Annotated in this window: 5 protein-coding genes and 1 pseudogene; 5 read left to right on the forward strand and 1 reads right to left on the reverse strand. The window is 52.4% G+C overall.

All coding sequences use genetic code 11. The annotated features are described in order from the left end of the window. The first annotated feature begins 48 nt into the window (after nucleotides 1–48). The 5 genes from Xvie_RS18060 to Xvie_RS18080 are packed head-to-tail and all read left to right on the forward strand — an operon-like array spanning nucleotide 49 to nucleotide 21,465. Nucleotides 49–2,469, forward strand: coding sequence for a penicillin acylase family protein (locus tag Xvie_RS18060; RefSeq protein ID WP_086110557.1), 2,421 nt, complete (start codon nucleotides 49–51; stop codon nucleotides 2,467–2,469). A 10-nt stretch (nucleotides 2,470–2,479) separates the two neighbouring features. After that, entirely contained in the window at nucleotides 2,480–4,138 is a 1,659-nt protein-coding gene (locus Xvie_RS18065) for a cyclic peptide export ABC transporter (RefSeq protein WP_167376310.1), read from the forward strand. A 56-nt stretch (nucleotides 4,139–4,194) separates the two neighbouring features. After that, on the forward strand, nucleotides 4,195–7,428 hold the full coding sequence (locus Xvie_RS18070; protein ID WP_086110559.1) for a non-ribosomal peptide synthetase: 3,234 nt from the start codon (nucleotides 4,195–4,197) through the stop codon (nucleotides 7,426–7,428). Further along, complete coding sequence (locus tag Xvie_RS18075) at nucleotides 7,425–17,291, forward strand: non-ribosomal peptide synthetase (protein WP_086110560.1); 9,867 nt, start codon at nucleotides 7,425–7,427, stop codon at nucleotides 17,289–17,291. Before Xvie_RS18070 ends, Xvie_RS18075 begins: the two co-directional genes overlap by 4 nt. Beyond that, the gene (locus Xvie_RS18080; RefSeq protein ID WP_086110561.1) at nucleotides 17,257–21,465 is read left to right on the forward strand and encodes a non-ribosomal peptide synthetase; all 4,209 of its coding nucleotides are present in this window, start codon (nucleotides 17,257–17,259) and stop codon (nucleotides 21,463–21,465) included. The genes Xvie_RS18075 and Xvie_RS18080 overlap by 35 nt, the downstream gene beginning before the upstream one ends. A 154-nt stretch (nucleotides 21,466–21,619) precedes the next feature. On the opposite strand, the pseudogene Xvie_RS18085 reads toward Xvie_RS18080, so the two are convergent. After that, nucleotides 21,620–23,629, reverse strand: a pseudogene (locus Xvie_RS18085) (Tn3 family transposase); the annotation flags it as partial. Nucleotides 23,630–23,777 lie beyond the last annotated feature (148 nt).

A 23,777-nucleotide genomic window follows, 5' to 3' on the forward strand; every position in this document is an offset into this window, starting at 1 on the left:
TGAACGTTTAGTTGGAAAGTAGCAATATCATCATTATTTGAGAGAGATATGAAGAGTCGTCCTTTATTACTACGCATCGTGGTATGCCTGCTATTGCCCGCTATTGCCGTTTGTCTTTTTGGCTATATTTATTTTCTGCGCAGCCTCCCAGTCGCCGAAAATTTCACGCTAACAGGGCAGGGTTATAATGATGTCGAAGTGAAAAGAGATCGTAATGGCGCGGTATATCTCTCATCTAACGATGACAATAGTATCTATTTTGCTATGGGATATGTGCAGGCGCAGGATCGGTTGTGGCAACTAACATTACAACAGCGCATTGTTCAGGGAAGATTAAGCGAGATGCTCGGCGAGAAGGGGATGAAAAGCGATATTTTCATCAGAACGCTGGGTATTTATCGTGCGGCACAGCAGGCATGGACACAGCTGGATCGACCGGCTCAGGATTCGCTGGTCGCGTATGCGGCTGGCGTCAATCAGGCGATTAAACAACAGCGCACCTTGCCTCCGGAATTTATTTTGCTGGGCGTTAAGCCTGAAGACTGGACGCCAATTGATTCTCTGGCGTGGGTCAAAATGTTCGCCCTTGATCTGGGGGGCAACATGTTCAAGGAAATCCAGTATGACGTTGCCGCGGAAAGCTTGAATCACGAGCAGATCAAGCTGCTTTTCCCCACTTATATCTCTGCACTGCCAGACCGCGCTGCCGACTTGAGCCCTTCGGGAAGCATCGTGATGCGGGATGTTAACAGCATTAGGGAGCAATTGTCGTATTTTGGCACGGGGGGGACCGGGGTGGGTAGTAACGCCTGGGTTGTATCGGGAACGCATACCCAGACAGGGTATCCGATACTGGCGAACGATCCGCATCTGGGATTGCAGCAGCCTTCACCGTGGTACGTTGTGTCGCAGAATGGTGCCCGGTTGCACGCTCAGGGAATGAGTCTGACGGGGCTCCCACTCGTTATCTTCGGCAGTAATGAACACATCGCATGGGGCGGCACGGCCCTGACCGCCGATGTGGAAGATTTGTATGCTGAAACTGTCAAGCCGGATGATCCCTCTCGCTACAAGGCAGATAACCAGTGGCTGCCGTTTAGTCAGAGGACGGAGACTATTCGGGTCCGCAGTGGTATTCCCGATATGCTCTATCCGCCCCTTAAAAACGTTACGCTCAACGTGAAGGAGACGCGCCACGGCCCTGTCGTGAGCACTCTGTTTCCCACTATTCGCCAGACGCTGTCACTAAGATGGACAGCACTGGATCCAGACGATACCAGCTATATGGCGTTCATGAGGATAAATTACGCCCACGACTGGCCGTCGTTTCAGTCGGCGGTTCGGCTGCTGGCGGCACCCGCGCTCAACCTCCTTTATGCCGATACGAAAAACAATATTGGCATGATAAGCGCCGGGGCCATTCCGGTTCGCGGATATGGCAGCGGTGAACTACCATTGCCGGGCGAAAACCTTCGTAATGACTGGAAAGGCTATATTCCGTTTGACGAACTTCCGGTGAGCTGGAATCCGGCGTCGGGATTCATTGTTTCTGCCAATAATGAGGTCAGTAATCAGGCATATCCGCATTTCATTTCCCACGACTGGGCATCGCCTGCGCGTGCGCAACGCATTACTTGGCTGCTGGGCGACAGAATGGCTGTATCGAGAAACCGGATAACGCACGAAGACATGATAGCCATTCAACGAGATACGCATGATGTGAATATTGCTGCATTTCGCCACGCGGCGGTGAATAAAATTCATCCGGCAGGCCGGCGTCAGCAGATGGCAATAGACAGATTGGCTACCTGGGATGGTGATATGAGCCGGGAGAGCGTTGCCGCCACCCTGATTATCAGCTGGTCGCGGCATATGCGGATCAACATGGTTGTGGATTCACTACCCAAATCCTGGGGCGAAGATGAAAAAAATACGCTGATGAGCGAGCTGGGTACTTATATTCCACTCTCCTCGCTGGTGAAAATCCTCGAGGACGATACTAACGACTGCCAGACATTCGGCCGTCAGACGTCATGGCATAACTGTCAGGATGTGCTGGTGAAATCTCTCGATCAGGCGCTCGACGAATTGAGCAGAATGCGTGGCGATAATATGGATAGCTGGAAATGGGGAAACCTGCACTCCAGCTATTACGAACATCGCCTGTTTAGCGGGATACGGTTTCTCGACAATATTTTCAGTACACGAATAGCAAATGGCGGCTCACCTGATGCAATAAATGTGGCCGATATGCATTTTGACTTGTCGAAAGGCTATGACCAGAAATTAGGCGCAAGCTTCAGAATGATTATCGATGTTCAATCGGGAAAAATCAGGACACGCTATATCAACTCAACGGGGCAATCCGGAAATATTATGAGCGAACATTACCGGGATATGGTGAAGCCGTTTAATACATTCATATTCTCTGAAATAACAAATGATTTCGATACTCGTCCGAGTCAATAAGGAGCCGTCTGTGGGGTTATTCCGGAGTTTCAGCCATAGCGCGCCGAATCGGGTATTACTTTCGATATTTTTTGGAGCGTTGGCGGGGGCGATATATGCATTGTTGATTCCATTGACGTTGAGCGGGTTGCAGTCATTGCCGCCGTCAGTCAGTATTCTCGATGAAAAGACGATCTCCGTATTAGGCGTTACTGTTTCTAACTATCGCCTTGCATTGCTGTTCTTAATTGCGATTGTGCTGATTCTTTTCTTTACCTCGATATCGGAAATTCTTCTTATTAATGTTGGTATCGATTTCGCCAGAAAGTTGCGCAAGAATATTTATCACAAAATAAGCCTGTTAAGTATTGTCGAGCTTGAGCGGCTTGGGTTGGCAAGAATTACTACCATTTTAACGACCGATGTTATGCAGGTTATTCAGGGTGCCAAGACAATTCCAACGATCGTTATCAGCATGGTGACGGTGACGGGCATGATGCTGTATCTGTATGTTGTCAACGATGAAATCGTTTTTTTCATTCTAAAGGCAATAGCCTTTGGCGTATTGACTTATCAGATACCCATTTATTTTTCCCGGCATTATCTGATGAAGACACGCAATAAGGTTGATGAACTGCGTAATTTGAATATTGCTTTGGTTCGTGGCGCAAAAGAGCTGAAGCTAGACCGCGCCAAGCGCGACTACTTTCATCAAAATATACTCAATGCCGTTGAAGATAATATTGCCAGTAATGAAAAAAAGGGACAAACCATACTGGCTATTGCAGTGAACTATGGCGATTTGCTCAGTTTTTTCGTCATCGGTTTCACCATGTTTATATTTGGTAATTATCATGCCGTTACTGCTCAGGAACTGATCGCCGTAATCATGACGTTGCTCTACATCACCGCTCCTATCAGCGTCATTATAAATAACGTCCACAACATAACGCTGGCTGCTATTTCCATGAAGAAAATCAGGGAGATTGTCAGCATTATGCCTGCCGAATCCACGATCGGCGGGGATGGAACGCTGATGCCCTGGCGGGAAATGACCTTCAATGATGTGGTGTATGAACATGTGGTGCATGATCAGGATACGGCATTTAGCATCGGCCCGGTCAATTTCACGCTCCGACAGGGAGACCTGATTTATATCGTCGGCGGCAATGGGTGCGGCAAGTCTACGCTGGCGAAGTTGATCACCCAGCATTATTTACCCAGTCGGGGGCTAATAAAGGTAGACGATCAGGAGATTGATGATCGAAATCGTGACGCGGTCAGGCAGCATATCGGTTGTATTTACTCCGACTATCATCTTTTTGATTCGCTACTGATTGCTGCTGATACAAGCGATTTGGAAATTGAAGAGTATTTAAAGAGTCTAGGGCTTTCTCACAAAGTCAGCATTAAGTCAGGTGTATTTTCCACAACATCGCTTTCAGACGGCCAGAGAAAGAGACTGGCATTACTCACGGTGCTGCTCGATAACAAGAATATATATCTTTTTGATGAGTGGGCAGCCGATCAAGATCCGGAGTTTAAGCGTATATTTTATGAGAAAATTCTGCCGGAGATGAAGCAGCGTGGAAAAACGGTCGTCGTTATTACCCATGACGACCACTATTTCCATCTGGCGGACCGTGTTTTCAGAATGGATTCAGGAATGATGACGATATTGAAGCAGTGACTTCGTTAATAACATCATTGGACTGCACTGGTATTGCTTTATTACGGGGTGTTTAGATGGAATGTAATAATGATTTATTTGAACTGACATTGTCCCAGATGGATATCTATCTGGATCAAATTAAAACGATTGCCAGCCCTAAATTTAATATCGGCGGATATATAAAACTACGCAACATTGATAGCGACAATTTGGTTATAGCGCATAGGACACTTATTGAGCGCTATGATTCTTTCGGCATCCGAATATTTAGCGATGCCCGGCAGCCGATGCAATCGATCTCCTCTAAGCGGAATACTCAGTTGCCGATCGTTGATTTCTCCACCGATCCTGCGGGCAAAGAAAAAGCGCTGGATTGGGTTAATCATGCGTTTTCCAAACCCTTTGATTTGGAGAATAGCGAATTATTTACATCTTGGCTTATAAGAGTGGACGCATCTGAAAGCTGGTATGTAGGGATTGCCCACCACATCATCAACGATGGTTTCGGTTTTATTAACTGGACTAAGCGCCTCGCCGAAATTTATAACCGCGAACATTCACCGACCGGTCTGAGCTGGCGCGATATTGCCAACAGTGATAATAACTATTTACACGGCGAAAAATATTTGAGGGATCAACAATACTGGTCCGAACGCTTGCACGGCGCGGCGGCAATGAGCCTGAAGCCGGTTCACTCCGTGGCTGAACATGAAAGCCGTGATAAAACCAGCGGCCGTAAAATCCGCCATATGAGCCGTCAGGATTACAAGCAATGGGTTTTTGCAGCAAAAGAGCACGGACTCACGTTCTATCATCTGATCGCCGCGGCTATCGCCATCGCTTTCTTTCGTAGTGAAAGTGAAAATGCCGATCAGGTCGCTATCGGTATTCCGGTACACAACCGCCGCGGTAGAGAGCAAAAAAATGTTATCGGCGTATTCACTAATATCACGCCGTTGTACTTGGACATCACGGCAGATATGCGCGTTCTCGACGTTGCCATGCAGGTTAAAGCGCGGCAGAAACAAGGCATCAACCATAATCGCTTCCCACTCGGACACATTTCACAGCTGGCGGCCGGGGCGACCCGGCAACGCAATGTCTTCGATGTCAGTTTCAATTATCTCAAAGTCAGCGGCGGCGTGGTTTTTGGCGAACGGCCATCCGAATTGTTTTACTTGAGCCACTATCACGACGACACGCCATTGAATATCACGCTGTGGGAGTCAGGAAGCGAACAGGAAATAGAATTTCATTTCGATTACAACTTCAGGTATTTCAACTCCGTCGAGTCGGAACGGCTGGCGGACCGAATGATGTTCCTCTTCGACACTTGCTGCCGCGCTATTACAGAGAATGTTTGCCGGATCTCGGTGTTGCCCGAATCCGAACTGCGGTTGATTCAGCAGTACGCCGCCAATCAACCAACAGCGCTTTCGCCTGAGGCTCCGGCCGCTTTCCTGCATCAGTTGGTGGAACGTCAGGCGGCACTGACGCCCGATAACGTGGCGCTGGCTGAATCTTCAGGACAAAGCCTGAACTATCGCCAGCTTAACCGGCAGGCTAATCGGTTAGCCCGTTATCTGCGGCAACAAGGCGTAAGTACAGGCGATCCGGTTGTGCTTTGCGCGTATGCGGGATGCGATGCCACGGTAGGGATTCTGGCGATACTGAAATCAGGCGCCGTTTGCGTTCCTGTCGACCTGCGTTATCCCGCGGAACGCATTCAGTATGCGATCGCTCAGTCAGGCAGCCGCTTTTTGCTGGTGGATACCCAGGCGGCTGGATATGAACGTCTAAACGAAGTTCGCCACGGCTGTCGTGAGTTTGCGCTTTGCCGCCCGCCGTTCGATGAAGATGAAGAACAATATCAGGATCTTCATCCTGATACCGCGGCATTAGTACCGGACGCCGCTGCGTACGTCATCTACACCTCTGGTTCGACGGGGAAGCCGAAAGGCGTCGAAGTGGACCATGGTGCGTTTGCTCGGCATATTCTCGATATCAACCGCTGCTATCGCATTGACGCCGCCGATCGCTGTTTACAAACGGCGTCGATCAGTTTTGATGCGGCGCTGGAACAGCTGTTTGTCCCCTTAACCTGCGGTGCGTCGGTGTATTTTGCCGATTTGCGGATGAGCGATGTCGATAGTCTGGTCTCATTTATTGAACAGCGCCGTATCACCGTCGCAGATCTGACGGCGTCTTACGTGAATGAATTTCTGAATCTTTATTCAGTCACCAGATCCCATGCGCTGCTCAGATTATTGGTCGTCGGCAACGAGTGTTTTTACAGTGCGGTATTGCGTCGATGTCTGGCCGCCAACCTTGCGGACAGAGTGATTAATGCTTACGGACCGACTGAAGCGGTGATTACCAGCACACTTTATGAAGTGAAACGGGATGCGCCGCCGACCGGCGTAACAGTTCCCATTGGGCGCGCCGTTCCCGGAAATCGAACGTATATTGTTGGCCGGCATGGGCAACTGAACCCGATCGGCAGTATCGGCGAATTATTGATTGCCGGAGAGAGTTTGGCACGGCGTTATATTAATGACGACGAGCTTACCGCCAGTAAATTTATCGACAAACAGTTTATGCCTGACGTTAATGAGCGATGCTATGCCACGGGAGATCTGGTCCGTTTACGTGACGATGGAAATATAGAATATATTGGCAGAAAGGATAGTCAGCTGAAAATAAGAGGGCATCGCGTTGAGTTGCTAGAAATAGAGTCGGCTCTGCTGGAAACTAACGAAGTAAAGAATGCTCTGGTCAATTATCAGAATCATGAGCAAGAGCAAGGCCGGCTGGTCGCTTATATCGTCCCCAAGGCGCAACAAAGCCCGCCGGCGACAGTGATTAAAACGATCAAGAATAGTCTTCGCTCAACCTTACCGGATTATATGATCCCGGCGCAATTCATTGTTAAGCCGGAATTTCCTCTGCTTCCCAATGGGAAGACTGATGTCAACCGTATTATCAATACACCGGTGAATTATGATGACGTTATTTTCAAACCGGTAACCCCGGTTGAAATCAAACTGGAAAAAATGTGGTGTGAAATATTGTCGATGGAAGAAGTGGATATTCACACCAGTTTCTTTAGCCTGGGTGGCGATTCGCTTCTGGCCATCCGGCTTAACACCGTCATTAAAGATATCTTTGGCGTTTCTATTCCCGTGGAGTTGATTTTTAACTATCCCACCGTTCATGAGATGGCGATGAATATCGACCTGATCCGCGACCGCGTTACCTGTCACGAAAACCCTATTCCGTCTCAATTTAATACCGAGGGATTCCTATGAGTGCTATGAACATTATCAATAAAGCGAAAGAGTCAGGAGTGTTTCTTTATTTAAATGAGGGGCGTCTGGCTTTTAAAAGTCAGGGCGAATTAAGCTCTGCGCTGAAGGCTGAGATAGTAGAATATCGTGATGAAATTATCGCTCTGCTTGTCAATTACGAACGCTCGGTATTGGTGAGGGAGTCCGACGCGCCTGCGGCGAAGGGCCGTACGGCGGAGGAAAGAAGACCGGTTACATTTGAGCAGCAAAGGATGCTGGTGCTGGATACGATTTTCGCCCATAAGCAAAGCTACAATATGACCGCATTGATTACGCTGTCGGGGCGACTGGACATTGCCGCGTTGATACGCGCTATCAATACGTTGGTGGAATCTCATGAGGTGTTGCGTACCAGCTATCGGTTTGACGAGCAGGGCTACTATGGCGTGCTTCATGCAGATGCGGATATCGTGCTGGCGATAGAAGACCTGGCCGTGCTTTCTGCCTCGCAACGAGAAGCGCGTCTGTCCGCACTGGCGCAGGAAAGCGCTGAACTGGAGTTCGATCTGGCTTGCGATATTCCGCTGCGGGTAAAGTTGGCCAGTGTCGCGGAAAGGGAACATCGCCTGTTTATCACGCTACACCACATCGCCTTCGACAATGTGTCGATGGCAATTTTTTGCCGGCAACTGAGTACCGCCTATAACCATGCCGTCAATGCCGGTGAGGCGCCGTTATCGGTTTTGCCGCTACAGTATGCTGACTATGCGGATTTCCAACGCGTCCAGATGAATACGCACCGCGACAGGCTGGAAGATTTCTGGCATGAGCGCCTGCGCGGTCTACCCACGCTGCACGATCTGCCGCTGGACTACATACGGCCGGCGACGTTGTCAGCCGCGGGTAAACTGCATCACGACCGTTTGCCAGCGGGGTTGAGCCAGCGGGTGAGTGAGCTCGCGGAGAAAAACCAGACGACGATCTTTGCCGTGCTACAGTCGATGTTTGCCGTTTTCCTGCACCGCTATAGCGGCGCGGTAGATATTGTCGTTGGTACGCCGGTCAATAACCGAACGAGTAGCGAACTGAATGCACTCATCGGCCTGTTTGTGAATACTCTTGTTATCCGCTCGGAAATTCGTTCGCACGATACGTTCGATCAATTCTTGATCGATAACAGCTCAATGATTCAGCAGAGTATCGCCCACTCTCTGTACCCGTTCGAACAGTTGGTCGACGCGATGAAGGTTGAGCGCAGCCTGAGTTACAATCCACTGTTTCAGATAGTTTTTGTCTATCAGGATGAGCGGGACGAACTGCTTCATCTGAACGAGTTGCAGTGCCAGATTGAGGAGATTCATACCAATACGGCCAAATTTGATATCGTCCTGACCCTCAGCCATCATCACGACGGCCTGTCGCTCAAATGGGAATACGCGACCGATCTTTTCGACCCTGCGTCGATAGCAAATATGTCCCGCAGTTTTATCCGGGTGCTGGAAAGTCTCTGCCGCAATTCTGCACAGAACATCGGTGCCATCGCGCTGCTCGATGCTGACGAGGCTGTGGCGAATATTGCCGCCACCAGCGCCGCTCGCCAGTGTTATCCCCCCGAACTGACGTTGGATCGTCTATTCGATCGTCAGGCTGAAAAATATCCGCAGAAGACGGCGCTGGAGCTGGGTGAGCATTCTCTTGGCTATGCGCAACTGAAAGCGGCGGCGGAGCATCTGGCAGGGCGTATTACAGACGCAGGCATTCAGCCTCAGTCTCGGATCGCCATCGTGGCGGAGCCTTCGTTTGAGATGATTATCGGCATTCTGGCGGTGCTGAAGGCGGGTTGCGCCTATATTCCAATCGATCCTGCCAGCCCTGAAGCCCGTACTCGCTACATTGCGCAGGATGCCTGCGCCGATGCTTGTCTGGTCACGGAGCAGACCCGAGAACTGGCGCCGGCCGAATGTACACATCACCTGCTCATCACACTCGACGAACAGATACCGCCGGCGACATTTACGCCGGCGGCTATCAGACCGGACGATCTGGCCTATGTTATTTACACATCGGGATCGACCGGTAAACCGAAAGGTGTGGAAATCACGCATGGTAATGTCGCGAGACTGTTTTCCGCCACGGAGCGGCAGTTCGGTTTCCATCAACAGGATATCTGGACGCTGTTCCACTCTTTCGCCTTTGATTTTTCCGTATGGGAAATCTGGGGTGCGCTGCTATTTGGCGGAAAACTGGTACTGGTCAGCCGGGAACAGAGCAGAGATCCGGATGCGTTTTACGAACTGGCGGCTAGCAAGGGAGTGACCGTACTTAACCAAACGCCAACCGCTTTTAATCAGTTCATCGCAGCCGACCGAAGGCAGCCGCGCAATCTGGCGTTACGCTATGTCATCTTTGGCGGCGAAGCGCTGAATCTGATGAGTTTGCGTCCCTGGTTGCAGCGTCATGGCGATCGGCAACCTCAGTTAATTAACATGTACGGCATTACGGAAACCACCGTGCACGTAACCTGCAAGCCCCTGACCTGTGAAGAGATAGTGTCCGGCCGCGGCAGCCTGATTGGTAAGCCGCTGGACGATCTTTCTCTCTACCTGCTCGATGCTTCATTACAGCCGGTGCCGGATGGCGTGGTCGCTGAACTGTTCGTCGCCGGCGGAGGTCTTGCTAAGGGATACTTGAACCGGCCGGAAATCACTGCCGAACGGTTTATTCTCAACCCGTTCAACCCACAGGAGCGGCTCTATCGTACTGGCGATTTGGCCTGCCGCTTGCCTTCGGGTGAGTTCCGTTATCATGGCCGCTGCGATCAACAGGTAAAAATCCGCGGTTTCCGGATCGAAACCGGCGAAATCGAATTTGCTTTGCTACAGCATCCGCAGGTGCGCGAAGCCGTAGTCATCGTCTATGAGCCGGAAGAACACGGACCGCAGTTGGTGGCGTATGTGGTGGTGGAGAGCGGGCAGAGCAACAGCCAGCTACAGCAGGTGCTGAGACAGCATCTGAGCACGACACTGGCCGAATACATGATCCCATCGTTGTTCATCGGCACACAAAGCATTCCTCTGACGATCAACGGTAAGGTAGACCGTCACTTGCTGGCAAAACCGGATTTCAGCGTGCTCTTCGAGAACAGTTTTGTTGCGCCGAACACCGCGCTGCAACGGCAGATGTGTGAAATCTGGCAGCGCGCTCTGAACGTATCTCGGGTAGGTGTTGACGATAATTTCTTTGCCCTCGGCGGCGACTCGATTCTCGTTATTGGCATGGTGGCTGAGGCTAAAGACGCCGGTATCGCACTTTCCGCCAAAGATGTGTTTGTGCACCAGACGATTGCCCGGCTGTCGGAGTATATGGAACAGCAACGGGGTACGCTGGTGGACGACGAGCGGCCTGCGCCGTTTACGCTGCTCAGTGAACGGGAAAAAGCGGTGCTGGACGGACTGCATGGCTCCGGGTTCTTGCAGGATGCCTATCCGTTGACTCAGTTGCAGAAAGGCATGGTTTTCCACAATCAGCGTGACGGTGATAAAGCGACCTATCACGATGTGATGGGGCTGCAACTGGCCATCGCATGGCACCAGCCCACCTTTCTCGCGGCATTGAGCATGCTGGTCGGACAGCACGATATTCTGCGTACCCGATTTGTGCTGAACGGCGACGCTATGTTGCAAGTGGTGGAGGCGGAAGTAGAGCCGGAACTGGAGTATTTTGATTTGCGTAACGTGCCGGCAGAACAGGCGCAACTGGCGATTGACGCATGGATGGAAGAGGAAAAATACCGCGCGTTCGATTACGACTCCCGCTTGTGGAAAGTCACTGTTCATGTTCTGAGTGATGAAGCGATCAATTACACCCTGACTTGCCACCATGCGATTATGGATGGCTGGAGCGTCGCATCGTTCAATAGTGAACTGTTTAAACTGTATCGTGGAGCATTGCTGCATAAACCCGGCGCGGTGGCCAAAGGGTTGCCTTACAGCCGCTATGTCGCGGGTGAAATGGCCGCTGCGCAATCCGTGGTGGCAAAAGATTACTGGCGGCGGACGCTGGATGGCGCTACGCCACCCTGGTGGCACCATAGCGAACGGGGGAAAATTCTGCTGCAACCGGTGGAGATAGATGATGACGTCGGCGGTGCGCTCGTTCAGCTTGCGCGCCGGTTACAGGTGCCTGAATCTACTCTGTTTCTGACAGCGCATCTTTTTATGCTGGCATTTCTAAACGGTAAAAAAGATGTCGTGACGTCGATAGTAACTCATCAGCGGCCAGCTATCGCGGGGGGCGATAGCGCGCTGGGGCTGTTCCTCAATTCGGTGCCACTGCGCATGACACTGGATGCCGACATACCATGGAGCCAATTGATTGACAACGTGCGGCGGCAACTGGCGGCAATGGCGGATTATTGCCATTACCCGCTGGCGAATATTCAGAAGGACACATCGCTGGATTTTTCGTCATCGCTGTTCAACTTTACCCACTTTCATACTTACAGAGAGCTGGCTGACTCGGTAAAACTCATCAAGGAACAGTCGTTTACAGAAACCAACTATGCGTTTGCCTCGCAATTTTCTAGGAACGTCGCCACCCGGCGCTATGAGTTGCTGCTTGAGCTGGATAGTGCGGTGTTTGATCCCGCATTTTCACAGCGTATCGCGCAGTACTACTCTATCCTGTTGCGGCAGTTGGTTCTCCAGCCGGAGCTGGCCGCCGATTACTACGCCATTCTGGGGGATGACGAATATTTACGCCTGCGGCAGCATATGCAACGCCCGCCTGAATGGTTTCATCCCGGTCTGTGTATTCACGAACTGTTTGAAGCGCACGTAAACAATCATCCGGAGAAAGTGGCGCTGACATTCGCTGATGAAACGCTGACTTACCGGCAGCTTAATCAGCGCGCTAATCGGCTGGCCTGCTGGTTGGTGGAGCAAGGCATCGGAGCGGATAATCTGGTCGGGCTGTGCCTTGAGCGTTCGCTGGACATGGTCGTCGCTATTTACGGCGCTCTTAAAGCCGGGGCTGCATATGTGCCGCTGGATCCGGAAGCGCCGGCTCAACGTTTGCAGGCGATGATCGCCTCGGCTGAGATATCCCTGGTTATTACCTCGGCTGAAGTCGCGCCGAAACTTAATCTGGCGGATAGCGGGCAATTTATTATAGATGATGCCGACAGGGTTCTGATGTTGCGGGGCTATTGCGCCGAAAATATCGATAAGGCCAGTCTGGGCCTGACGCCGCGGCATCTGGCCTATGTTATCCACACGTCGGGGTCTACCGGTGCGCCCAAGGGCGTGATGGTGGAACATGCCGCGCTGGTCAACCGTATCGGCTGGATGAACAAAGCCTATCCGCTTACTGGCGATGATGTGGTTCTGCAAAAAACGCCATACAGCTTTGACGTCTCGGTGTGGGAATTCATCTGGCCGTTGACGCATGGCGCGTCGTTGGTTATCGCTAAACCGCACGGCCACAAAGACCCGGACTATCTGGTGGATCTGATCGTCTCGCGAAGTGTAACCATTATACATTTCGTGCCTTCTATGCTGCGGGCATTTCTAAGTATCGGCGAATGCCGTCGTTGTAGCACACTACGGCATGTGATATGCAGCGGCGAAGCGCTCTCGGTGGATATGGTCGAGGCATTTCACCAGATGCTGCCTGAAACGCGGTTGCACAACCTGTATGGCCCGACGGAGGCGGCGATCGACGTCACCTATTGGGATACGCGAAATATTACCCAAGCCAGGACGGTGCCGATTGGCTACCCGATCGATAACCTCCGGATCTATATTCTTAATGACGAGAGAAAGCCGATGCCGCAGGGCTGCCCTGGTGAACTATATATCTCCGGGGTAGGGCTGGCGCGTGGCTATCGCAATCGTGACGATCTTACCCGCGAGAAATTCTTCCTGATTTCCGATCCGCTGTTTAACGAAGAACGTGTTTATCAGAGCGGCGATCTCGCGGTGTATCACCCGCAGGGGGAAATCGAATATCTGGGCCGTATCGACGATCAGGTCAAGATTAAGGGATTCCGCATTGAGCTTCAGGAAATAGAACATCAGATCGCCGAGTTCCAGCCCGGAGCACACGGCGTTGTACTGGTTAAGTCGCAACACCACGCCAGGCAACTGGTGGCGTTTGTCGCTGGCGTCGGCGATGTCGACGCGCTGCGTGCATTTCTGCGCATGCGGCTTAACGAATACATGATCCCTGCCTATTTTGTTGAACTGGACAGCATTCCGCTGTCGCTAAACGGCAAAGCGGATCGCAAGGCGCTGGCGGCGATAGCCATTGACGATATCCCGGCTGCCGCCGAGTTTGTCAGCGCGTCGACACCTATGGAACGGGCGCTGGTGCAGATTTTTGCCCGCGTGCTCGAGGCGCAGAGAATTAGCGTGCGGGATAATTTCTTTGCGCTGGGCGGCGATTCCATCCGCAGTATCGCGCTGGTGGCCGAATGTCGGGCCAGAGGTATGCGCATTAGCATTCAGGATGTTTACAAATATCCCCAGGTAGATCGGTTGGCGGAATATCTGGAGTCTCAGCAGCAGGCGCAGGGCGACGCGATATTGGTCGGCCCGACGGCGCTGTTGAGCGATGAAGATCGGCAGCGGCTACCTGAAGATATTCAGGAGGCCTACCCGCTAACGATGCTGCAAAAAGGATTGGTGCTGGAAAGCCAGCTCGCGTCAGGCAGTGCGATGTATCACGATATCGTGATTTATACTGTGAGCGATTCCTTTGATTATCCCGCGTTTTCGCAGGCGTTGAGTGAAGTGCAGCAGCGGCATTCGATACTGCGTACCTGTTTTGACTGGTCGACGTTCAGTGAACCGTTGCAGATTGTACGCGCAGGGCAGTGCAACGGACTGGAACGGGTGGATTTGAGCGCGCTGTCGCCGTCACAGCAGCAGCGAGCGCTGGATGATTTTCTGGCCCAGGAAAAACGGCACGAATTTGACTGGACGGCACCGTTAATCCGTTACTTTATTCATCAGCTCTCGAAGGACCGCTATCAGTTCATGCTCAGTTTTCATGATTCCATGCTGGACGGCTGGAGCATCAACGCCTTGTCTTCCGAGATCTTCGAACGCTATTTCGCTCTCCAGCAGGGGCAGCCTCTGGCTGAGAAATATCGATTGCCGGTACTGCCATTCCGGCAGTATGTCGCATTGGAAATGGCCGCTCTGTCGCGTCAGCAAGATCGTGACTACTGGCGCGATAAACTGGCTGATTTTACCTTCACGCCACTGCCGTTTTGCGGTGCGGATTCAGACAATACGATTTGTTATGCGGATGTTGAACTTGCTCCCAGCGTCTCTGACGGAGTGCTGGGTCTGGCGGCGCAAATGGGCGTCCCGGTTAAAGTCGTCCTGCTGGCGGCCCATATGCGCGTACTCGCCTTTATCGGCGGCCAATACCATGTGGTCTCCGGGCTGGAGCAGAACGGCCGGCCGGAAATGTCCGATTCTGAGCGTACGCTGGGGCTGTTTTTAAACACGCTGCCATTCCGACTGGCGCTGTTGCCGGGCACCTGGAAAGATCTGGTGCGTCAGGTGTTTGATGAGGAAATCGCGCTGATGCCCTATCGCCATTATCCCATGGCGCAAATGCGGCTGGACAACGGTATCGGCGAGTTGTTCGACGTGGTCTTCAACTATGTGCATTTCCACGTTAGTCAGGACACGATGGCCCGGCACGGTCAGGCGCTGGCGCATTTGGATTCGGTATTGGAAACGGAGTACCCGTTGCGCGCCGAGTTCAGCCGGGATACGCAGCAAGGGCAGGTGGCGCTTAGCCTGCATTATAATTCGAGTCGCATCGGCCGCGACGAGGTGGACATTATCCGTCATTACTATCAGCAGGTGCTGAACGCGATGGCCACCGACAGCGATGCCAACTGGCTGGATTTGTCGCTGCTGACCGCAGAGCAGCATCACAATATCATGCATCGCTGGAACGATACCCGCTACGCGTTGCCGTGCGCTATGGGCATTCATCAACTGCTCGACCAGCAAGCGGCGACGACGCCGGATCGCATCGCCGTTATTGATGGTTCGCAGCGGCGTAGCTATCGGCAGCTGTCGGAAGAGGCGAACCGGATCGCCAGCGCGTTGCAACAGCAGGGGGTGAACCGCGGCGACGTCATCGCGCTCTATGCCGATCGCAGCATCAATTTCCTGACTGTCATGTTGGGGATCTTCAAAGCCGGTGCCGTCTACCTGCCGCTGGACGTAAATCACCCCGGCGATCGTGTCAGAACCATTTTGGCGCAGTGCGACAGCCGCATGGTGGTCACGGAATCGAACCATTTGGTCTCGCTGCGTGTGATAGCCGACGGGGCGCCGTCTTTCCCCGGGATTCTTCTGATCGACGATCTTCAATCGCATGAATCGACGCAACTACAGTCCGGCGTCAGTTACGATCTCAATGATTTGGCCTACATCATTTTTACCTCGGGCTCCACGGGTACGCCGAAAGGAGCAATGGTGGAGCATATCGGGCTCATCAACCATATCTACGCCAAGATGCGCGATTTATCGCTGACGGCGGAGGATATCGTGGCCCAGAATGCTTCCCAGTGCTTCGATATTTCTATCTGGCAGTTCCTGTCTCCGCTGGCGTTCGGCGGCTGCGTTTGCCTCTGTCCGGATGACATTTCGCTGGATGCGGGCCGCCTGATTGCCACCGTGGCCGAGCAGGGCATCACGATTCTGGAGCTGGTGCCTTCGCTGCTGAAAGAGGTGATCAATCAACTGGAGGAGACGCCGAAAATCCGCCATCAGCTGGCCCGGTTGCGCTGGCTGGTGCCGACCGGCGAAGCCTTGCCGCCACAGCTGACAAGGCAGTGGCTGACCCTGTTCCCGCAGGTGCCGATCCTGAACGCCTACGGTCCGACGGAATGTTCCGACGATATTACGCACTATCCGATCGTGACGCCGCCGGCGCAGGGCGTCGTGAATATGCCGATTGGCAGGCCGGTGGTTAACATGCGGATGTATATCCTCGACTGCCGGAGAAAAATGGTGCCGTTGGGAACCATGGGTGAACTTTACGTTTCCGGTATCGGCGTAGGTCCCGGCTATATCAACAACCCGCAAAAAACGGCGGATGCGTTTATCGACAACCCGTTCGACGATGGCTATTCCCGCATGTATCGCACAGGCGATCTGGCCCGCTATCAGAAAGATGGAAATATTGAATTTCTGGGTCGCGTTGACCATCAGGTGAAGATTCGCGGATTCCGCATCGAGCTGGGTGAAATCGAAGCCATTCTGCGGCGCTATCCTGACCTCAATGAGGTTGTGATTGCCGTGGTGGACAACGGCCAGGATGACAAGCAACTGATAGCCTATATCAGTCTGAAGAATAGCAGCGAAGCCGAACTCGCCGCGCAGTACGGTGCTATCGTCGATGCGTTGACCTCGCTGCTGATGGCGAATCTGCCGCAATACATGGTGCCTGCGCATTTTGTCCTGCTGGCCGCGCTGCCGCACTTGTCGAACGGCAAGATCGATCGCAAATCGTTGCCGGATTATCGGCTGCATATTCCCGTTGCCGTGCAAACCGCTCCACCAGTAACGCCGCTGGATCATCAGGTCGCTGCGCTGTGGCAGGAGCACCTCAATATCGACGCCATCAGCATGGACGACAATTTTTTCAACGTCGGCGGTCATTCGCTCATGGCGATGCGTCTGGTAAACGACATGAATAAAACGCTGGGTATGCAAGCTGGCGTTAAAGAACTGTTCATACACCCGACCCCTGACTACTGGGCGCGTAAGGCCGAATTGTTTCGGGCGCTAGCCGGCAACGCTGAGGCTGTCGCGGACGATGGCGATGACGCCGGCATTGAGATGGAGTTTTAATGTGATGGATATCATTGAGATATTGCATTTTTGCAATACGCATCGAATCAAAATCTCGGTAGAGAACGATCGTTTGAAGCTGAAGTCGTCGGAAAAGATCGCCGATGCGCAGTTTATCGCCAGCGTCAAAGAGCACAAATCAGCGCTGATCGCGCTGCTATCGGAGCAGCGCGACGGGCGCGACGATGAGTCGGTTCCCGTTATGGATGAGGAGCGGTCAGTACTGTCCTATGCGCAGCAACGCCTATTTCTGCTGCATCAAATGGATCCGCAGTCCAGCGCTTACAACATGCCAAACCAGATTGATATTAAAGGGAAATGGGACCGTCGGGCTTTTGAAGGCGCAATCCGGGCGCTGGTTGAACGCCATGAGGTATTAAGAACCACCTTTCAGGCCGAAAATGAGCGGATCCGGGCGCATGTTCATCGCGATCGTTACCCGGAGATAGCTTATCAGGATCTGAGCGATTACTCCGGCCATGAGCTGGAGGAACAGGTTTGGCTGCGGAGCCGGGCGGAAGCGCTGCGTGCCTTTGATTTGCAGCGGGACATCCCGCTACGAACCACCTTGCTGCAACGGGAGCCGGAACATGCCGTCCTGTTGTTTACCCTGCCGCATATTGTCTCCGACGGTTGGTCGATGGGTGTGCTGGTCAGAGATTTTTGCCTATTATACCGCTGTCTGGCCGGCGGGAATGCGCAGCTGCCCGCGCCGTTACGGTATCAGTATGCGGACTACACAAGCTGGCAGAGGCGCTATTTTTCCTCGCATGACATGCGGCGATCCATGAATTATTGGCGCGAAAAATTGGCCGCTTTGCCGTTGTGCCATAGCCTGCCGGCTATTCTGGGAGGCAGAGATAAAAAAGCGTCGTTGGGGGAGAAACTGACGTTAAGGCTCGAACCGCTGCTGTGCGACGGCATCGCGGCGTTCTGCCAGCGTCATAACGTCACGCTGTTCATCTTTTTGCAGACCGTCTTTGCTCTGCTGGTTTCACGATATAGCAACGATCGCGATGTCATCGTCGGCTTTCCTATTTCCGGCCGTGAAGACAAACGCTTTTTCGATAATATAGGCTGTTTCGTCAATACGCTGCTGGTCAGAACGCGGATCGCTCCCGATGCGTCGTTTCTGACCCTGCTCAAGCACAATAAACTGAATATCATCGAGGCATATGAACATCAGCGCGTGCCGTTCGATATGCTGGTGGAGCAGCTCAATCCGCTACGGGCTTACCAGTGCAACCCGCTGTTTCAAATCCTGTTCACCTTGCAGAACAATGAGGAGGAGGCGGCCGTTCTTCCCGACGTTACATTAACGCGGCTGGAAAATCAGACTGCGTTGCTCAAGATGGATCTGGACGTCAGCGCGACGGAAACCGAGTGCGGTCTTCAGATCGATTGGCTGTATAACCCGAATCTGTTCGAACGCTACGTTATGGAAGGGATGCTGGATAGCTATCAGACGTTGATCCGTGCGGTTTTGACTGAGCCAGATTGCGGTGTCGAAGCGTTGCCGCTGCTGTCTTCGCAGGCGGCCGCCGATATATTGCGAATCGGCCGGTCCGGTCCGGACGAACCGCTCGATGTTTGCCTGCACCAACTGTTCGAGGCGCAATGCCTGCGTTCGCCGGACGCGGTGGCGGCGGTTTTCGATAATCGGCGCATCAGCTACCGGCAGTTGAATGCATCAGCCAATTTCTTGGCACGCCAGCTACAGCAACAGCACACCATCACCCCTGATACGGTCATCGGTTTGTACTGCCGGCGCAGCGCCGATATGCTGGTGTGTCTGCTGGGGATTCTGAAGGCGGGAGCGGCCTATTTGCCGCTTGATCCCGGCTATCCGGAGCAGCGTATCGCCTATATGCTGTCTCATTCCGGCATCAGACTGGTGCTTACCACGCCGCCGCTTGCCGCGCGTTTGCCGGCCGGCCCGGAGAATGAGGTGCTGATACTGGATGAATCATTGCTCATCGCAGAATCTGAAGCCGATCGTTATCCGAATCCGGCCCCGTGTTCTCCCGGCAATCTGGCTTACATCATCTATACCTCTGGCTCTACCGGCACCCCGAAAGGGGTCATGATCGAGCATCGTTCGGTCGTCAATTTCCTCCGCTCGATGGCGCGGTCACCGGGATTCAGCCATCAGGATCGCCTGCTGGCGGTGACGCCGATAAGCTTTGATATTTCCGTATTGGAACTCTTTTTGCCCTTGAGCTACGGTGGACAGGTCGTTATCTGTCCGGAACAGGATAGCCGTAACGCTGATATTCTGAGTGAAATGTTGTTAAAACATCAGATTACCGTCATGCAGGCGACGCCGGCCACCTGGAAGCTGTTGCAGCAAAGCCCTTTCTGGCGGAAACATCGGTATCTCAAAGTGTTATGCGGCGGCGAAGCCATTAGCCGTGAGCTGGCTGGGGCGCTGTGTGACAATATGGGGGCATTCTGGAATATGTATGGGCCAACGGAAACAACGATCTGGTCGACAGCGGGACAAATCCGTGCTGCAGACCGCGAGATCGTTATCGGTCAGCCGGTCGCCAATACGGCCTTGTATATACTGAACGAACAGCAACAGCTGTCGCCAGCCGGTGTCGCCGGCGAGTTGTACATCGGCGGCGATGGCCTGTCGCGCGGTTATTACAAACGCCCCGATCTGACGGCTGAGCGTTTTACATCCGATCCGTTTGTGCCGGAGGGGGAGGCCCGTATCTATCGGACTGGCGATATCGCCAAATGGAATGTACAAGGGGAAATTACGGTACTTGGGCGCAGCGACAGTCAGGTAAAAATCCGTGGATACCGCGTCGAGCTGGGGGAAATCGAAAGTGCTTTGCTTTTGCAGGAATGGGTCAGCGATACGGTGGTCAGGCTCAGCGCACGTTATGATGGGATGCTGATCGCCTGCGTCGTATTGACGCTAGAGGCGCGTCAGCGCGCCGACCTTGACGAGGAGTGGCTGATCCAATCGCTCAGAGAAGGCATATCGCAACGGCTTCCTGATTATATGGTACCGCATCAGTACCTATTTCTCGATGCGCTGCCGCTGACACCTAACGGTAAGGTGGATCGTAACACGCTTCCTGATATCACGCAGGTGATGACTTCCCATACGCATTACGTCGCTGGGCGAAGCGATCGGGAAAGACAGCTCTGTAAAATCTGGGAAAATATATTGGATATCAAGCAGGTTGGCATCTATGATAATTTTTTCAGCTTGGGCGGAAATTCCCTGACGATGTTCAGGTTGTTTAATGAGATGAAAAGCGGCGGTTTCACGTTCACACTTGAAGATCTCTTTCGGCATCAGAGCATTAATGAACTGGAGATCCATGCCCGTCAGCCGCTTGATTTACGGGCGATAAGCGTTCCCGAATCCTCCGTCCTCGTGAAGCTCAATCACTCATCAAGCCCGCGCAAGGTATTCTGCGTGCACCCTGAAGGCGGTATTGCTACCTGCTATTCCGCCCTGGCGGGGCAGTTGTCGGATTATGCACAGTGTTATGGTCTACAGGCTCCAGCTATCTTCGGCGACGTCGAGCCCAGCACCATCGACAACCTGGCGAACCACTATGTCGACGTCATACTGCGTCAGCAGCCGACGGGGAGCTACCGTATTCTGGGATGGTCGCTCGGTGGCAGTATCGCCTGGCAGATGGCCGTCCACCTGCATTGTCGAGGCTATCAGGTGGATTATCTGGGTGTTTTTGACTCGGAACTGCCTATCATCGCTTCAGAAGATGAAAGGGAATGTCTTGCCTGGGAGGCGCTGGTCAACGATTTCAGCGCTGACGGGTTATCGCTGGATAGCGCATTGCTGGCGTCGTTAACGCCAGCCAGCCGCAAGACTTACCTGCTGGAGCAGATCGCGATCGGCAAGATTCGGCCCGAAGGCATTACGGATGAAATGGCTGGCCGTTATCTGGATTATCTTATCGATATTAAACACTCCAAGTATGACACCCGCTTGACGGCCGCCGATATCGACATCGACTATTATGCAATCAAGAATAGTATCTATTCCGCGCAAGGGAAATACCGCGGCTGGGACGACGTCTCGTCGGGCACTGTGACGCTGCTTCCTGCACAGGGCAGTCATCTGACCATGCTGCAACCTCCGTTTGTAGATGAACTATCCACCACATTGCGCCGACGGCTGGGGAAATAAACCGATGAAGAGTATCCGACAAAGTTATCAGACAAGAGATTCACTGGCGCGCTCGCCGTCCCCGGCAAACCCGTGGTTTAAACGGTTAAACGTCTGCTCTAGGCCACGGCTGCGATTATTTTGGGGTTGTAAGCCGGAACCGCCGAAAATTCCGTCAGCCGAAATTCAGCCCTGCGATAAGCGCATCAAGGTCAATAATTTTACCTTCGTTTTGGAAGGTATAATGCCCATTCAGCAAAATATGCTGCCAGGCGACAGGGGACATTTGAGTTATCAATGCCCGTGTCTTGATGCTGTCTGATACCTCTGGTTTATTCAGTAACCGGGATAAAATCGCGGAGTTATAGTAGATGATTACGTTAGCAACCAATCGCCCACACTGATTACTGATTTCCGTTTCAATGTCGGTTCGTCCGGTGAGTTCCTTTTTGCCGCCGACCTGTGCGATAGCTGAACGGAGTTGATGATAAGATTCAAGCCGGTTCTGTGAGCGGTGTACGTTCCGTTCTAACTGCGGATCACGCAGGTAACGCAATGTGTAGAGGCTGCGTATCAACCGATCATACTCAAAGATAGCGCGTCGCGTTGGATTGGGTGCCGTATAAGTACACAGCTTACGAATAAGCAGACCTTGGGTCATTTCTTTCAACCCTAACGTGGCAACAATCTGGTCAATATTGGCTTTTTCGCGGATAATAAGTTGTCGGTCAATTTGGCCAATGGGTTGAATCAGGCATTTTTTGTACATTCCCGGATCGTCAGCACAATACAACATCTGGAGTTGCGCATTCAGACTGGTGAAACGAGGTTCAAAACGCAGGCCGAACCAGTGAAGGATCGCGAAGTTAGCCTTATTAACACTGTGCATATCACCGGTGATAGCGGTTGGCACGATATTCGAGGTGTTGCGATACCAGATATCAAAGACATGGTAAGCCTCATATTCGTTTGTGCCTATCAGATAGCCGTTGAGAGGGATATGGTTACACAACAGGGTGTAAGCGACCACACCTTTGCCTCGTCCAAAATATTTACGTGAGTGGCGGGCTTTCACAGTCGGATGATCAATCCCGAGTTTCTGTCCATCGACCGCACCGTACAAGACGTCAAGATCAAACGAATAATGCGGAAAGATCGGCAGTGTGGCAATCGCATTGCTGATACAATCATTGGCGGCCTGTAATGTCGCCTGACGCAGATACTGCTGATAAGTATTTTCCAGAATGTGGTAGGGAATATCACTGGTTCGTGCCATCACCTGATTACCGTGGTTCATGGCCTGAGCAATGATGACCGCCATCAAACTGTCAGTTTCGGCCTGTTTTTTCGCATAACGTGGCTGTAAAGGTTTCATCACCGACAGAAAATGACACTGTTCATTCACGAAGCTGAGTACATCGGCAATATCGCAGAACGGCAGCCGGGCATAAAATGTTTGCTCCTGGGGTTTTCGATTATCCGCCTTGGGTTTGCGCCAATGTAATTTCTGTGTGTCCTTGTCGTATTCCAGATGTTTAAGCTGGCCTTGTTTCAGTTCGCGATTGAAAACCTGCCATTGCTGATGTAATTCAGATGACAGGGTATCCAGCAAAACATCAATAGGTTGCTGTAGGAAAGGGATCTCCATTTGCGCCAGAACATCGCGCTTTTCTTCATTTGAAACCAGCTCGTCGGAAAGATGGCGGTGTTGCAGGCTGTCATCAAGGTAAAATTCGCCTGACTGAAACCGTTTTCTTATCTGACGGTATAGCCAGAATTCATAGCGGTCGGCGTGCAAATGAGCCGGATTGCCGTCCTCGTCAAATATCAGCAGGTACGGGCGTAGTCGCTTTGGTAATGTTGCCAGCGGACATTCAGCCAGCTGCCGCTGTGAAAAACGCTGTTTTTTGCTGAAGATATCTTTAGCCCAGATGAGCGCTTTAAGCCATGGACTGGCAGGATCAATACAGGCAAAATCCAGACCGGTATACAGCGGACGCAAATGGCGGCGAACACGCACAGCCAATTTGTCTACTGATTGCCAGTGCAGTGCCAGTTTTTTCAGTGGTTTATCGCGCATACGCCGTGCCGTATTTTGCACCGCGTCTCTTGGCATAATTGCCCAAGCTTGCTGACGTACTTCACCAAACGGTGTCAGATCAGATACCCGATCATCGACGTACAAGGGGTTCTGTGGTCATTTCTGCAATGACACACGCTAAGCCTTTTCCCTATGACGGAAATCACTTGTTTTCCGTCATATCCTGCCGCTGGAGAAAATTGAGGTATAAACTCCTTATTTTTTACGTGACAAACACTGTCGGAATGAGACA

This window comes from Xenorhabdus vietnamensis (assembly GCF_002127535.1).
In the GTDB taxonomy this organism is placed as follows: domain Bacteria; phylum Pseudomonadota; class Gammaproteobacteria; order Enterobacterales; family Enterobacteriaceae; genus Xenorhabdus; species Xenorhabdus vietnamensis.